Source organism: Kaistella sp. SH40-3, from assembly GCF_030686865.1.
GTDB lineage: Bacteria > Bacteroidota > Bacteroidia > Flavobacteriales > Weeksellaceae > Kaistella.
Window position 1 is genome coordinate 1 of record NZ_JAQYUS010000005.1, and the last position, 15419, is coordinate 15419.

At 37.5% G+C, this 15419-nt stretch carries 12 protein-coding genes; 11 read left to right on the forward strand and 1 reads right to left on the reverse strand.

Going from position 1 to position 15419, the window contains the following annotated elements:
* Nucleotides 1-533: 533 nt before the first annotated feature.
* Entirely contained in the window at nt 534-1577 is a 1044-nt protein-coding gene (xerA, locus tag PUH65_RS09205) for a site-specific tyrosine recombinase/integron integrase (protein ID WP_305519718.1), read from the reverse strand.
* 1378 nt (nt 1578-2955) lie between these two features.
* On the opposite strand from xerA, the gene PUH65_RS09210 reads away from it, so the two are divergent.
* The 11 genes from PUH65_RS09210 (at nt 2956) to PUH65_RS09260 (ending at nt 15411) form a co-directional block, all read left to right on the forward strand.
* The gene (locus PUH65_RS09210; protein ID WP_305519719.1) at nt 2956-3357 is read left to right on the forward strand and encodes a hypothetical protein; all 402 of its coding nucleotides are present in this window, start codon (nt 2956-2958) and stop codon (nt 3355-3357) included.
* Between the two features lie 19 nt (nt 3358-3376).
* A complete protein-coding gene (locus PUH65_RS09215; RefSeq protein WP_305519720.1) occupies nt 3377-3994 on the forward strand; it encodes a DUF3347 domain-containing protein in 618 nt (205 codons plus the stop codon).
* 14 nt (nt 3995-4008) lie between these two features.
* A complete protein-coding gene (locus PUH65_RS09220) occupies nt 4009-5292 on the forward strand; it encodes an efflux RND transporter permease subunit (protein ID WP_143852155.1) in 1284 nt (427 codons plus the stop codon).
* A gap of 2 nt (nt 5293-5294) precedes the next feature.
* A complete protein-coding gene (locus PUH65_RS09225; protein WP_305519721.1) occupies nt 5295-7253 on the forward strand; it encodes an efflux RND transporter permease subunit in 1959 nt (652 codons plus the stop codon).
* A 19-nt stretch (nt 7254-7272) separates the two neighbouring features.
* Nucleotides 7273-8520: a TolC family protein gene (locus tag PUH65_RS09230; protein ID WP_305519722.1), complete on the forward strand. Its 1248-nt coding sequence runs from the start codon at nt 7273-7275 to the stop codon at nt 8518-8520.
* Nucleotides 8517-9755 carry an efflux RND transporter periplasmic adaptor subunit gene (locus PUH65_RS09235; protein ID WP_305519723.1) on the forward strand — a complete coding sequence of 413 codons (1239 nt, stop codon included), beginning with the start codon at nt 8517-8519 and terminating at the stop codon, nt 9753-9755. Before PUH65_RS09230 ends, PUH65_RS09235 begins: the two co-directional genes overlap by 4 nt.
* An 11-nt stretch (nt 9756-9766) precedes the next feature.
* Nucleotides 9767-10963: an efflux RND transporter periplasmic adaptor subunit gene (locus PUH65_RS09240; RefSeq protein WP_305519724.1), complete on the forward strand. Its 1197-nt coding sequence runs from the start codon at nt 9767-9769 to the stop codon at nt 10961-10963.
* Between the two features lie 18 nt (nt 10964-10981).
* Nucleotides 10982-11422 (forward strand): heme-binding domain-containing protein, encoded by a 441-nt coding sequence (locus PUH65_RS09245; protein WP_305519725.1) that lies wholly within the window; start codon nt 10982-10984, stop codon nt 11420-11422.
* Nucleotides 11423-11425: 3 nt separating this feature from the next.
* Nucleotides 11426-11992, forward strand: coding sequence for an AraC family transcriptional regulator (locus tag PUH65_RS09250; RefSeq protein ID WP_305519726.1), 567 nt, complete (start codon nt 11426-11428; stop codon nt 11990-11992).
* Between the two features lie 272 nt (nt 11993-12264).
* Nucleotides 12265-12735, forward strand: coding sequence for a DUF3347 domain-containing protein (locus PUH65_RS09255; protein ID WP_305519727.1), 471 nt, complete (start codon nt 12265-12267; stop codon nt 12733-12735).
* Between the two features lie 180 nt (nt 12736-12915).
* Complete coding sequence (locus tag PUH65_RS09260; RefSeq protein ID WP_305519728.1) at nt 12916-15411, forward strand: heavy metal translocating P-type ATPase; 2496 nt, start codon at nt 12916-12918, stop codon at nt 15409-15411.
* Nucleotides 15412-15419 lie beyond the last annotated feature (8 nt).

The following is a 15419-nucleotide window of genomic DNA, read 5'->3' on the forward strand; positions in this document are numbered from 1 at the left end:
GATAGGCGCAGTTGCCTGTGTTGCGCCTGCGGCAGGCAATTGTGCTTATCGCTTGTTATGTGTTGTTTTATTCTTTGCTAAGATAATAAAAGCAAGCACAGTTTGAGGCATGAGGATCTTAATAAATGATTTAAAAATATTGCTCCTATCAGACCGTAATGATAGGTGCCGTTTTTTTAAATCCAGTCTAAATAAATCACTCTAAAACATGGGTTTTGAAATAGTTATAATAAAAAACTTGACTTTGTCATTTTTTTCTCATAACTTCACCAAGCCTTAAAGCGGCTTCGCTTTGAAAATAAAGTTTTCCGCAAATCTCATTTGTAAGGCTTGAAGAAAATACATCTATTTTCTTATTTCAAAACCCACCTTTTTACGTTTCATTAAAGACTGCTTTTATAAGAAGCCGAATCTCAAATTGCACATAACTTGTTTATATGTCTTACTTCGTCAGACAAATACAACGGATTTCGTAGGGATTTGTCTGATATTGGTGAGACTTATTTCTGATCACTAAGTTATATTTTTTTTCGTTACAAATCATCAAACGGACTTTTTATGTGTTGTAAACTTTTGGTGCTTACATGGGTGTAAATTTCCGTTGTTCTGCTGCTGTTATGTCCAAGTAATTCTTGAATGTAACGTAAATCTGTTCCGCTTTCTAATAAATGAGTTGCATAACTGTGTCGCAGCCAATGTAATGTAACTGGTTTTTTAATGTTGCATTTCTCTAAAGCTTGTTTTAGTACACTTTGAAGACTTTTCGCAGAATAAATAGTACCCGGTTCTTGGCCTTCGAATAAATACGTTTTGGGCTTGTAAATCTGGTAATATACCCGCAACGAGTCTAAAATCTTTAATGACAAAGGCGTAATTCGGTCTTTTTTTCCTTTCCCTTGTCTGATCAAAACAATATTCCTTTTCGAATCAATGTCAATCGGTCGTAGTTGAAGTAATTCACTACATCGCAAACCACAACTGTAGATCAATGACAGCATCATTTTGTGTTTCATATTCGCATGTGCTTCTAGGATATTCTTTACTTCTTCTTTGCTCAAAACATTTGGTAATGTTTTAGGCTTTTTGGGACGTTCAATTTTATCTACTTCTATTTTAGTTTTGCGAATTGTTCTAAAGTATAATTTTATAGCACTAGTGACTTGGTTTTGGTAAGATGCTGATAATTTCTTTTTCAAAATATAATCATTATTAAAGTCAAGTACATCTGCATTGGTGAGTTCACAAATATCATTCGCCTGATTATAAACCAGAAATGATCTTAATGCCTCCGAATAAGTTTTGATTGTATTTTGGCTATATCTTTTAGAAGAGAGCCAGCGAATGAATTGATTAAGATGTTGTTGTCCATCTTCGGAAAGTGTGGTGTCTTGTTTCTGTATGATTTTGAACCGTTCTCTATTTTCTCGCGTGTCCGGAATATGCCATAGTTTTTTCTGCTGACTCCATCGCGCTCCACTAATTAGTTTTATCCGTTGGATCATCTCTTTATCCTTCTCGAATTCTACACCAATTCGGTCTTCCTCTCTATGCTTTATTAATTTTGCAGACCAAATCATAATGCTCTGATTTTTAAAGATAAAGATATATAATTAATCGTTGTAAATTAAGTTTTATGTAGAATTGTAGATTTACTGATAAAGAAATCTGTTTCAGTTCCTCGAATATGTTATATTGGAGAGCGGAATCCGTAATAAATTTATCACACCTTAATAATCAATTTATGATCATTAGTCCCTATTTGTCTATAAGTTTTTGATTGTCAATTTTAAACACTTGAATATGACCGGATTAGGCAATCATTATAAAAGCCATTGAAAAAAAGAGAGACTAATATACGAAACCGTAATGTTTCCCATAAATTTGAATAATAGAATTAATTGAATAAAAATATTCTTTTTTTAATTGCCTTTAAACGGATTTTCTGTATTGATGGTTGAAATATTATATCGCAAAAATGAGGTCGTTGATTTCTCTTTATTAATACTAGTGGATTAATTGAACTTTTAAATCATTACCTTGTAAATTATAGGTTGCGGTTCTATACCAAAAAAAAAGTAGTCCTAATTTTTCGATCATTTTAATAGGATTAAAAATAAACTAGCATCAAAAAGATCACTTTTTTATTGGCAGTTAGTTATTTAATTATGATTTTTTATACATAAGAAGTTGCGGATCAAGTAGATTTACCTGTCTCCCTATTTTTGAAACTTTAAATTTTTATAGAATCCTTTTTTAAAAACTGATTCCTATCATAAAACAATCGTAGATTATGGTCTTTCAATACATTAAAATAACTATATTTGTAACGGATTACTAATAAATGCATATTAATTCTAAAATATTATTTTCCTGTTTTATACTGGTTTTATTTCTAGTACCTAATTTTGTATTCGGGTGCGTCATAAATAATAAGGCTGATAAAGTAGAAAAATCGTTGGTTGCATTAGAGTTCAGACAGTCATTCGTCGAGATACAGCCGGAATGTTCCAGCGGAGACTGTGAAGATGAATGTTGCCATCCTAAATCCCATCAATGTTCAACAGGCGATTGTTCTGGTAGTTGTAGTGGGAATACCTGCAATTCCTTTCAATTTCCAGTATTTGTTGATGGTAGTAAACTGATAAATTCTCAAAACAAGTTTGATTTTACTTCCAAAAGATCGCAATTCTATTATCTTAATCCGTTTTATTCTAATGGATTTCACACCATTTGGCAACCGCCAAAAATAGGTTAAATACCGTTCTTACAGCCCGAGTTATGCGATGTTCTAAAGTGCGTTTGTCCTTTATTAACTCGTTATACTTCTTGTGCTCAACTTTTTGATCCACCGAAATGCTACTATGGTCATATTCATAATAGTATACGATTAACTCGTAGAGCCAGTCTATGCGTCACGCATCTTCTAATTCAATCTTAATCTTAAATCTAAATTTCATGAAAAATTTGACATTTGGAATAATGGCCGTATTGGCCTTGTTTCTCTATTCTTGTAACAGTCCTGAAACCGGAAAAAACAATGCTGTGGTAAATGCTGCTGTTGTTAACAATCAGCCCAAAGTTGGCGACCTTCTTCCAAACGATGAAGTATGCATGGTGAATAATGCCTACATGGGTAAAAAACAACTGGAAGTAAAATATGACGGCAAAGTTTATTACGGCTGTTGCGCAGATTGTCAGGAGAAGATCCCGACTCAGGAAAGCGCACGTATTGCTTTGGATCCAGTATCTAAGAAACCTGTCGATAAAGCAACTGCGATTATTGCAAAGGCAGACGAAAATGATAATGTATTGTATTTCGAAAACCAATCCAACTATGAAACTTATTTCAATAATTAATAACTTAAAAATCAAAACAATGAAAATAGCAGTAATAGGTCTTTTGACCCTTGGCGCATTAACAGTAAGTGCCTGTAAAGAAAACAAAGAACAAACCGCTAATACCACCATGCAGCACGATATGAACGGCATGAAAGATGGCGAAACGATGGAGGGTATGTCCATGAATGAAAACATGACCGTTGTTGAAGCCAAAAAATCCTCCGCCAATCTGGATGATCTCACTTCAAACTATATGCAACTAACTTCAGCGCTCGCAGATGATAATGCTGGGGAGGCAGCTTCTTCCGGAAAAGATATGGTACAGTCGCTAGCGAAAATTGACCAAACCAGTTTTTCGACGGAGCAAAACAAAGAATACGCAGATATCGTCGCTGAGATTAAAGAACATGCAGAACACATCGCGGAAAATGCTGGAAATATCGAACATCAAAGAGAACATCTGGATTTGTTAAGTGCAGATTTTTATGATTTGGTTAAAGATTTCGGCGCTTCAAAGCCGGTTTATAAAGTCTTCTGCCCAATGTATAATGACAGCAAAGGTGCTTTCTGGTTAAGTTCTTCTAAAGACGTTAAAAATCCTTATTACGGTAAAGGAATGCTTACCTGTGGGGAAGTGCAGGAGGAAATTAAGTAAACTGATAAAATATCATGATTCAAAATTTAATAAGATTATCTCTTAAAAACCGATACTTTGTACTGCTGATTGCAGCAGGTCTGTTTATCTGGGGGATCTTTGCCGTCCGAAATAATCCGATTGATGCGATTCCTGATTTGAGTGAAAATCAGGTAATCGTCTTCACGGAGTGGATGGGAAGAAGTCCACAGATCATCGAGGATCAGGTAACTTTTCCCTTGGTCAGTAATCTGCAGGGGATTCCGAAAATTAAAAATATTCGAGCGTCCTCCATGTTTGGGATGAGTTTCGTGTATGTTATTTTCGACGATGATGTCGATATTTATTGGGCAAGAACACGGGTCATGGAACGGCTCAATTATGCACAGCGATTACTTCCACAAGATGTTACTCCAACGCTCGGGCCCGATGGTACAGGCGTAGGTCATGTGTACTGGTATCATTTAGATGCACCAGACATGGATCTGGGCGATCAGCGTGCCTTACAGGATTGGTATATCAAATTTGCCCTACAAACAGTACCTGGCGTTTCAGAAGTCGCCTCTTTTGGTGGGTTCGAAAAACAATACCAACTGGTGATCGATCCGGTAAAATTGCAATACTACAATATTTCCTTATTAGACGTAATGAAGGCGGTGAAGACCAATAATAATGACGTCGGCGGCCGAAAATTCGAGATGGCAGATATGGCTTACATCATTCGCGGTCTTGGTTACATCAATAATATTGAAGATATCGAAAACATTGGCGTCGGCAATAATCAGGGCATTCCAGTTCGTGTGAAAGATGTTGCATCAGTGCAAATGGGTGGCGATCTGCGGACGGGTATTTTTGATGTTGACGGCAAAGGTGAAGTAGTGGGCGGAATTATCGTTGCGCGCTACGGTGAAAACGCCGATAAAGTGATCAATGATGTAAAAGAGAAAATGAAAGAGGTAGAAAAAGGACTTCCGGAAGGGGTTACTCTAAAAACATCTTATGATAGAAGTACTCTTATAGAAGCAGCAATAGATAATATTAAAACCAAACTCGTTGAAGAAATGATTGTGGTGGCTATTATTGTCATTGTTTTTCTTTTTCACTGGCGCAGTGCTTTGAGTATTATTATTCAAATCCCGATCACTATTGCGATTGCCTTTATTTTGCTCAATGCTTTTGGACTTTCCTCCAACATCATGTCGCTTACAGGAATTGCCTTAGCAATTGGGGTTATCGTAGATAACGGAATTATAATGTCTGAAAATGCGTACAAAAATCTGTCGGATTGGCAGAATCATAATCAAAACAAAAACTCCTAATAATGAAGACCAATTGGTTTAAAAATATATTCCGGAAGAAAAGTAAAAAGCCGGATAGTTATAAAAAAATACCCGAAGATATTCGGATGAGTATTATTGAGAAATCATGCAAGCAGGTCTCAAGAGGCGTATTTTTTTCTACAGTGATCATTGTGGTTTCATTTCTCCCCGTATTTATGTTGACTGGGCAAGAAGGAAAACTGTTTCATCCTTTGGCTTATACTAAAACTTTCATACTGATAGTTGATGCGTTTTTGGTTCTTACTTTGGCACCAGTGCTCATATCCTTTTTTATGAAAGGAAAGTTTAAAGATGACAGTACGAACCCTATTAACAGAGGCTTGGAAAGGTTTTACGAACCTTTGATCAGATGGTGTATGAAGTGGCGAAAAACAACGCTGGGCATCAATCTTCTCGCTCTTTTAATTAGTATTCCGATGGTGCTGAATCTCGGTCGGGAGTTTATGCCGCCTTTGGATGAAGGATCGATTCTTTTTATGCCCGTAACACTGCCCGATATTTCGAATTCAGAAGCCAAAAGACTGCTGCAGGTTCAGGATAAAATTATTAAAAGTGTTCCAGAGGTAGATCATGTTTTAGGTAAAGCCGGTAGAGCGAATACTGCGACCGACAATTCGCCCATTTCCATGATTGAAACCATTATTTTATTAAAACCTCAAGATGAATGGAGAGACGGAACAACCAAAGAAAGTTTGATCAATGAATTGAATGCTAAACTTCAGATTCCAGGTGTCACTAATGGCTGGACAATGCCTATTGTCAACCGGATCAATATGCTTTCCACTGGAATCAGAACTGACGTTGGTGTTAAAGTATACGGTGAAAATTTAGATAGTATTTACGCCTTATCTCAACAAATTAAAAATGAACTTGTTGGTATCGATGGTATTCAAGACATGTTTGTAGAACCAATCACTGGTGGTAAATACATCGATATTGAAGTTAAAAGAGATGAAATCAGTAGATATGGTTTAAGTGTGGATGATGTAAACGCCGTGGTAGAAAGTGCTTTGGGTGGTATGAAACTGACCACGACCATCGAAGGTCGGCAGCGTTTTTCGGTGAATGCACGCTATGGGCAAGATTTTCGGAATAATATAGAATCGCTCCGCAGATTGCCTTTACAAACCATGAAATTTGGTTCGATCCCTTTAAATAATGTAGCAGATATACAACTCTCCGAAGGCCCTCCCATGATAAATTCAGAAAACGCCATGTTGCGTGGCGCAGTTTTATTCAATGTGCGAGACCGGGATTTGGGAAGTACAGTAGAAGAAGCCAAGAAAAGGATAGATACCAAAATGGCGAAAATGCCAAAGGGATATTATGTTGAGTGGAGCGGTCAATACGAGAATCTCATCCGTGGTGAGCAAACGCTCAAAATGATCATGCCACTCGTTTTAGTGGTCATTTTCCTCTCCATGTATTTTGCCTTTAACTCTTATCGCGAAGCCTTTTTTAATCTCATCAGTATTCCGTTTGCCCTAATTGGCGGCGTCTTCATGATTTCGATTTGGGGCGTAAACCTTTCAGTAGCAGTTGCCGTAGGATTTATCGCACTTTTCGGGCTCGCCGTAGAAACCGGAATTGTAATGGTCATTTATCTTAACGATGCCATGGTGCAATTGGTGGCTAAGAATGGAAACTCTCGGGAAACCATAACCAACGAAGAACTGCGTGAATACGTTATTTTCGGTGCTGCGAAAAGATTGAGACCCAAAATAATGACTGTTTGTGTCACACTTTTTGGTCTGGTTCCTATTCTTTGGAGTCATGGCGTAGGTAGTGATATGATGAAGCCCATTGTTTTGCCAATGGTAGGAGGTGTTTTCACTTCAGCGATTCATATTCTTTTGGTAACGCCTATTATCTTTTTGATGCAGAAAGAATGGGAACTGAATAAACTTGGGAAAATAGATGTGCTTGATGCTTCCCATTAAAACTTTAATGATAATTAAAATGAAGAAAATAACACTCCTACTAATAATTGCAATTTTTTCTGGCAAAATGGGAGCACAGCAAATGCCCTTGTCTGAAATTTTAGACAGTATTGCCGCCAACAATCCAGTGGTGAAAATGTATGATGCAGAAGTGAGATCAATGGATGCAGCCGCGAAAGGTGCCAGAAGTTGGATGCCACCGACGGTTGGTGCAGGTCTTTTGATGACTCCCTATAATCCACAGCGTTGGAGCAGAAAAGGCGAAATGCTGGGTATGGGTTCTTTTGCGGTTTCTGTGGAACAGATGATCCCGAATAAAAAGAAAATGGATGCCAATGAAAATCTAATGCTGGCGTTGTCATCTGTCGAAAGAGAAAAATTGACAGCCACTTTGAATGAAAACTTTCAGGATGCAAAAAAACTCTACTACGACTGGATCGTCTTGGACAAGAAAATTAAAGTGGTTAAGGATAATAAAAACATGCTGGACTTCATGATACGGAATGCAGAAATTCGGTATAAAAACGGCCTCGGTAAAATTTCCGCCTACTACAAAGCCAAAGCAGCACTCGGTTCCGCAGATAATATGCAACTCATGTATGAAAATGACATCAAGGTGAAACGAATTCGCTTGAATGCTTTGATGGGAAGAAATGCAATGGAAGAACTGGAAGTAGAGCCTGATTTTAATTTAAATGAATATGGATTGGAACTTTTTGATCCAGAACTTTTTTATCAAAACAGAAGCGATTTGCGTGGTATTGACAAAGAAATTAACATCGCAAAATTGAAACAGGATCTGGAAAAACAAAATTTGCGACCAGAATTCGGTGTAAAATTCGAAAACATGTTTGCATTTGGAGGTCAGCCGATGCAGTATACCCTTATGGTGATGGCAAAAATTCCGCTGGTCCCGTGGGCTAGAAAAATGACCGACGCCAATATCGAAAGTTTACAGATCAAAGAAGAAGCATTACTTGCCCAAAAAGCCGTCATGGTGAATGAATACAGCGGTCGAGCATATGGAATGCGAAATGAATTGGAACTAAATAAAAAACAGATTCAATTGTATGAAAATACCATTATACCGGCCTTAAAAAATAATTACAAATTAATGCAGTTGGGTTACGAGCAAAATACGGAAGACCTTTTTACACTTTATGATGCGTGGGAAAAACTCAATATGACGCAGTTAGAATATTTTGATATTCTGACAAAAGCGCTCCAAGCCCAAACTGAATTAGATCGATTACTTGAAAGAAGATGAAAAAACTAATACTATTCACGCTCATGCTGTTCACTTTATCAGCGTGTGAAAAACTAAAATTCTGGGAAGACACCAATTCGCAAGCAGCAGAAATGCATACTTATACGTGTCCAATGCATCCGGAAATAATTTCAGATAAACCTGGAAAATGCCCGAAATGCGGAATGGATCTGGTGCTGAAAGATGCGCCTGCACAAAAAGAAGATGGTATCAAACTGGACGATCTTTTACAACCCACCAATAACTATGTGGTTTCTCAGTTGCCCGTTACTCGTCTCGCAAAGGAAAATGTCCCAACCACCGTTGAGGCATTGGGCATCGTAGATTACGACACGCGCCAGATCGGAACGATCTCTTCCCGAATTGCCGGAAGGATCGAGAAATTGTATGTTCGGTACAAATTCCAAAAAGTTTCCAAAGGTCAACGGATTTTGGACATTTACAGTCCAGAGTTACTCACGGCACAGCAAAATCATTTATTCGTGTTGAAAAATGACCGTTCAAACGCTATGATGATCAATGCATCCCGACAAAAATTGCTTCTTTTGGGAATGCCGGCGTCGCAGATTCAAAGTATCAGCAGGAAAGGGAAACCAGATCTGAGCGTTCCTGTCTTTAGTAATTACAGCGGATATATTCAATCTGCCGGAGGTATGGAAAACCAGTCACAACCGAATGAAGTAATGCAGGCCAATTCAGTAACTGCAGAATTGCCACTTAAAGAAGGCATGTATCTGCAAAAAGGAGAAAATATATTTACGGTGTACAATCCCAGTCGAAGTTGGGCACTCCTCAATATTTTTGCAGAAGATATTGCTTTGGTGAGCAAAGGACAGTCGGTTACAGTTATTCCGCAAAACGATCCTTCAAGTCGGTTTAAAGGTACCATTGATTTTATTGAACCTTTCTTCCGTCCAGATAGCAAAACAGTTACAGCAAGAGTTTATTTCGACAACAGCGTAGCGAAAATACCGATTGGTACTCAGGTAAATGCCGAAATTTCAAGCCACTCTAAATCAGCCGATTGGCTACCAAAAACAGCCGTAGTTTCTTTGGGTATTGATAAAATTGTCTTTAAGAAAGCACCTGGCGGTTTTACTGCTCACAAAGTCGGAACCGGCGCTATCGTAAAAGATAAAATTGAAATTGTAAGTGGGTTGAAACCCGAAGACGAAGTAGCAGAAAATGCTCAATATCTCATGGATAGCGAAAGTCTGATTAAAGTAAACAAGTAAATAAACAAAAAATGAAATTCAATATTCTACTAATGGTACTGTTGGTTTTTCTTTTTTCCTGTAAAAAAGAAGAAGATCCACACGCGAACCACGATATATACTACACCTGCTCAATGCATCCACAGATCGTGGCAGACAAACCTGGTAAATGTCCCATTTGTCATATGGATCTGGTGCCTGTAGAGAAGAAAAAAAATGATGACCCGAACGCACTTGTCCTGAATGATGAGCAGATCAAACTGGGCAATATCAAAACAGTCAGTCTCGGAAATGATGAATTGTCCGACAAGCTGACGCTCACTGGAACACTCAATTTCAATCAGTATAAAATGCATTCTGTCAGTTCCCGCGTCATGGGCAGAGTGGAAAAATTATATTATAAAAACATCGGTGAATACGTGCCTCAAGGTTCTCCTTTAATAGAAATTTATAGTGAAGAACTGAATAATGCCAAACAGGAATATCTTTTGGCATTAGAGCGGCAACATCTTTTTAAAGGAAACACCTCCATCGATTTCGATCAGTTGCTCCAAAGTTCCCACAATAAACTTTCGCTTTGGGGAATGTCGCAAGGACAGATCCGTCAATTAGAAAGAACGCGAAAAGCACCGCTCACTACAACAATATATAGTACTGGGTCAGGATTCATCACAGATTTAAATATATCAGAAGGTGCATATCTGTCAGAAGGTGGAACCATTTTGACGCTTGCCGATCTTTCTACACTTTGGGCAGAAGCTCAGGTTTACTCTTCCCAAATGGCACTGATCCATCGGGATACAAAAGTGATTGTTTCCATCCCCGATATGGATAATTTGAAAATTGAAGGAAAAATCGATTTTACCAATCCAGAAATAAATTCCGCCAGCAGAATCAATCTGGTGCGGGTTTCCATTCCCAATAAGGATAATTTGCTAAAACCCGGAATGCCGGTTTATGTTTTGGTAGAAAATGAGTCTCGCAAAACGCTCACTTTGCCAACAGACGCTGTGATTCGAGATGGAAAAATGGCGACGGTTTGGGTAAAAACTGCAAAAAACACCTTTGTCAATAGAATGGTAAAAACAGGTTTAGAAACGGACGACCGTATTGAAATTTTGTCGGGCGTAAAAGAAGATGATGAAATCGTGATTTCGGGAACTTACCTGCTCAATAGCGAATACATTTTCAAAAAAGGTGCAGATCCAATGGCGGGTCACGATATGTAGAAGATATAAAACTAAAATGTGAAAAAATTAGCAATCATATTCATTTCAGTAGTCATTCTGTTTTTGGCCGTGCAGGTTATTCCTGTGCAAAGAAATGAATTGCCAATTCCTGCAGGTAAAAGTTTCGTAATTAAATTTAATGTTCCTGATAATGTCAACCTAATCCTGCAAAAATCCTGTTACGATTGTCATAGCAACCATACCAATTATCCGTGGTATGGAAACATTCAGCCAACTGCTTTGCTTTTAGAAAAGCATATTTCGGAGGGTAGAACGAAACTTAATTTTGATGAATTTAAGGACTACGGTGAACGGCGACTTCGTTCTAAATATACAGAAATAGTAAAACAGATTGAGCAGGATAAAATGCCCTTAACCTCTTATCTCTGGCTTCATCCCGAGGCCCAACTTTCTAAGTCAGATAAAACATTATTGATCCAATACTTTCAAATACAATAAACGATGATAAAAAATTTCTACATAAAAAATATGGTTTGTGACCGGTGCATCAAGGTGTTGCGTGAGGAGTTACAGAACTGCGGCATAGAAGTTTTGCATGTCGAACTGGGTGAAATACAGCTTTCTATGGAAAATCCTGAGGACGAAACAAACCTCCATTCAGTCTTAGAAAAAAATGGATTTTCCCTCATTGAGAGTCCGGAAAAACAACTCGTGGAACAGATTAAAATAGAACTCATCAAACTCTTGAATGATTTGCCGCTTGAATTAAACCAAAATCTTTCTATTTATCTTGAAGATTTAATGCACACCGAATATTCTAAAATAAGCAAACTGTTTTCAACAACTGAAGGAATCACAATTGAGAAATATTTCATAAAATTAAAGATTGAGAAAGTAAAGGAACTCATTCAAAATCAAGAATATAACTTTACGGAAATCAGTCGGTTGCTCAATTATAATAATGTGAATTACCTGAGTAGACAATTCGCAAGCGAAACGGGAATGAGTTTGACTTTTTATAAATCAAATAACGCTAATAACAGAAATCCATTAGACCGAATTATATAGATTTAAACCAATATTATGATACAAAAAAAATGAATATCGCCGTATCATTACCTAATTATTAATGCTCCAATTTTAGGATGAAGGAAGATAAAGCTAGTCAGAACGAAAGCCTTCTTGAATGGAGGAAAACGCTCTTTTTAACAAACTTTCTAAAGCTTACTACTTGGTAAGATATTTGAGACATAAGGATCTGCAATGGAAAAAATGAGGACAAAGTTGAAATCATACCATTCAAAACTTATTATTTTAAAAACAATTTAAATTTTATTACAATGAAAAAATTAATTTTCACAGCCCTATTTTCAGTATTTTCAGTTCTAAACTTGTCGGCTCAAAAAAGCGATGCGGCAGTTTCTAAACTTTATGAAAATTATTTGGGAATTAAAACGGCTCTTGCTACAGACAATTCAGATGCGGCTTCAAAAGCTGCCGATACTTTTATTAAATCTGTCTCCATGGTAGATTACAAAGTATTATCGGAAGGGAATCTGGATGTTTTGCGTAAAAACGCAACAAAAATCGCAGAGAGTCGCAGCATCGAAACTCAGAGAGAATCGTTCAATGGTCTTTCAGGCAGCATGATCGCTTTAACTGAGAAATTCAAATTGGCTGACCAATCTGTTTTTGTTCAGTATTGTCCAATGGCAGATGCTTCTTGGTTGAGTGCTGAAAAAGAAATCAGAAATCCTTATTACGGTGCCTCTATGTTGAAATGTGGAAGCGTAAAATCAGAAATTAAGTAAACTGATGATCTGTAGCTACGTCGAGATTACATGAATATGTTAATTTTAACTGTAGCTAAATTTTATCCGTAATTACATGAACCTTGAATAAACTAACAATCAAGAACTTATAAAGATTTGATTGTTGGTTATCGGGGTTTAGAGAATCAATTCACTACAAATCAATTCAAACATTTAATAATGAAACACATCTATCACATTCAAGGAATGACTTGCGGCGGCTGTCGCAGCCACGTAGAAGAAACACTTTCCGAGGTAGAAGGTGTTTCAAAAGTTCACGTTGATCTAGATAAATCAGAAGCTACAATCGAAATGGGTTCTCATATTCCCCTCGAAAAATTTCAGGAAGCTCTGAAAAAAGATGGTGATAAATATACCATCCATAATCCCGGTGAACATCACCATATTGAACCGAAAGAAGAAAAGCCGAAAGAAAAAGGAAACGGAACTTTCTATTGCCCAATGCATTGCGAAGGGGAGAAAACCTACGATAAAGCGGGCGATTGTCCGGTCTGCGGAATGGATTTGGTAGAAGAACAAAAATTAAGCAGTTCGAATTCGGAACAATGGACTTGTCCAATGCATCCAGAAATTATAAGAGATGAACCGGGAGCATGTCCGATATGTGGAATGGATTTGGTGCCGATGGAACCTGATATTTCTGCGGAAGAGAAAACCTATAAAAAATTACTAACAAAATTATGGATTGCCAGTATTTTTACTTTACCCATTTTCTTAATGGCGATGAGTGAAATGATTCCAAACAATCCACTCTATAATTTGATGGAACAGAAATACTGGAACTGGGTGCAATTTGCTTTGTCGATTCCAGTTGTATTTTATGCGACCTGGATGTTTTTTGAACGTGCCTATAAAAGCATCAAGACGTGGAATCTCAATATGTTTACACTAATTGGAATTGGTGCTGGAGCAGCTTTCCTTTTTAGTGTTTTTGGAATGTTTTTTCCGGATATTTTCCCAGAACAATTTAAATCGCATACTGGAGCAGTTCACGTTTATTTTGAAGCTGCGACAGTGATTTTGACTTTAGTTTTATTGGGACAGGTATTGGAAGCAAGAGCGCACAGCAAAACAAATTCCGCGGTTAAAGAATTATTAAAACTCGCACCAAACCGAGCGATTAGAGTTAAAGACGGCATTGAAGAAGAAGTAACGATTGAACAGATTGTGATTGGTGACATTCTGCGTGTAAAACCTGGCGAAAAAATTCCCGTGGATGGTGCAATCACAGAAGGCGAAACCTCTGTAGATGAATCGATGATTACGGGTGAACCTATTCCCGTAACCAAATCAATAGATGATAAAGTAAGTAGTGGCACCATCAATGGCAACCAATCCTTTTTAATGAAAGCAGAAAAAGTGGGGTCAGATACGTTACTTTCTCAAATTGTGGAAATGGTTAATAACGCCAGTCGAAGTCGCGCACCTATTCAAAAGTTAGCTGATACCGTTTCAGGGTATTTTGTACCGATTGTTGTACTCGTTTCAATTATTACTTTTATTGTTTGGGCGGTTTTTGGACCACAACCGGTTTATGTTTATGCTTTCGTCAATGCGATTGCAGTTCTTATTATAGCCTGTCCCTGTGCTTTAGGATTAGCCACACCAATGTCTGTAATGGTGGGTGTGGGTAAAGGTGCTCAAAACGGAGTATTGATAAAAAACGCCGAGGCTTTAGAAAAAATGGATAAGGTGGACACTTTGATTATTGATAAAACAGGAACCATTACCGAAGGAAAACCAACTGTTGAAAAAATAGGAGTTTTCGGAGATCACTTTACGGAAAAAGAAGTTTTACAGCTCATTGTTTCTTTAAATAAAATGAGCGAACATCCATTAGCAGATGCAACCGTAAAATATGGAAAAGAACAAAATACAGAAATTATAACTGCTGAAAATTTCAGTGCAGTTACAGGCAAAGGTGTTGAAGGAAAGGTCAACGGTAAGAAAGTCGATTTGGGTAATGCTAAAATGATGGAATATGCCAAGGCTGAAATTACTTCTGAAATGGAAACAGAAGCCCAGAATTTTCAGAAACAGGGAAAAACGGTTTCATATTTATCTATCGATGGAAAAGTTGCCGGATATGTGGTTATTGGTGACAAAATAAAACCGACCAGTGCAAAAGCAATTAAAGAATTAATGGAAAAAGGCATTGACGTGATCATGCTCACAGGAGATAACCATGATACTGCACAAGCGGTCGCGAAAGAACTCAATCTTGTCCATTTTAAAGCTGGAATGCTACCTGAAAATAAACTGCAGGAAGTAGAGAAACTTCAGAAAAACGGAAAGATCGTAGCAATGGCTGGAGACGGAATTAATGATGCACCTGCCTTGGCAAAAAGTGATGTTGGAATCGCGATGGGAACCGGAACTGATGTTGCCATTGAAAGTGCAATGATCACTTTGGTGCAAGGCGATTTGCACGGAATTGTAAAAGCAAGAAATTTAAGCGACGCTGTGATGAAGAATATCAAACAAAACTTATTTTTTGCTTTAGGTTATAATATACTAGGAATTCCAATTGCAGCGGGAGTTTTGTTTCCAGTTTTCGGAATCCTTTTATCTCCGATGATTGCAGCGCTGGCAATGAGTTTCAGTTCCGTATCAGTGATCGGTAATTCACTACGTTTAAAAAACATTAAAATTTAAAAATAAAA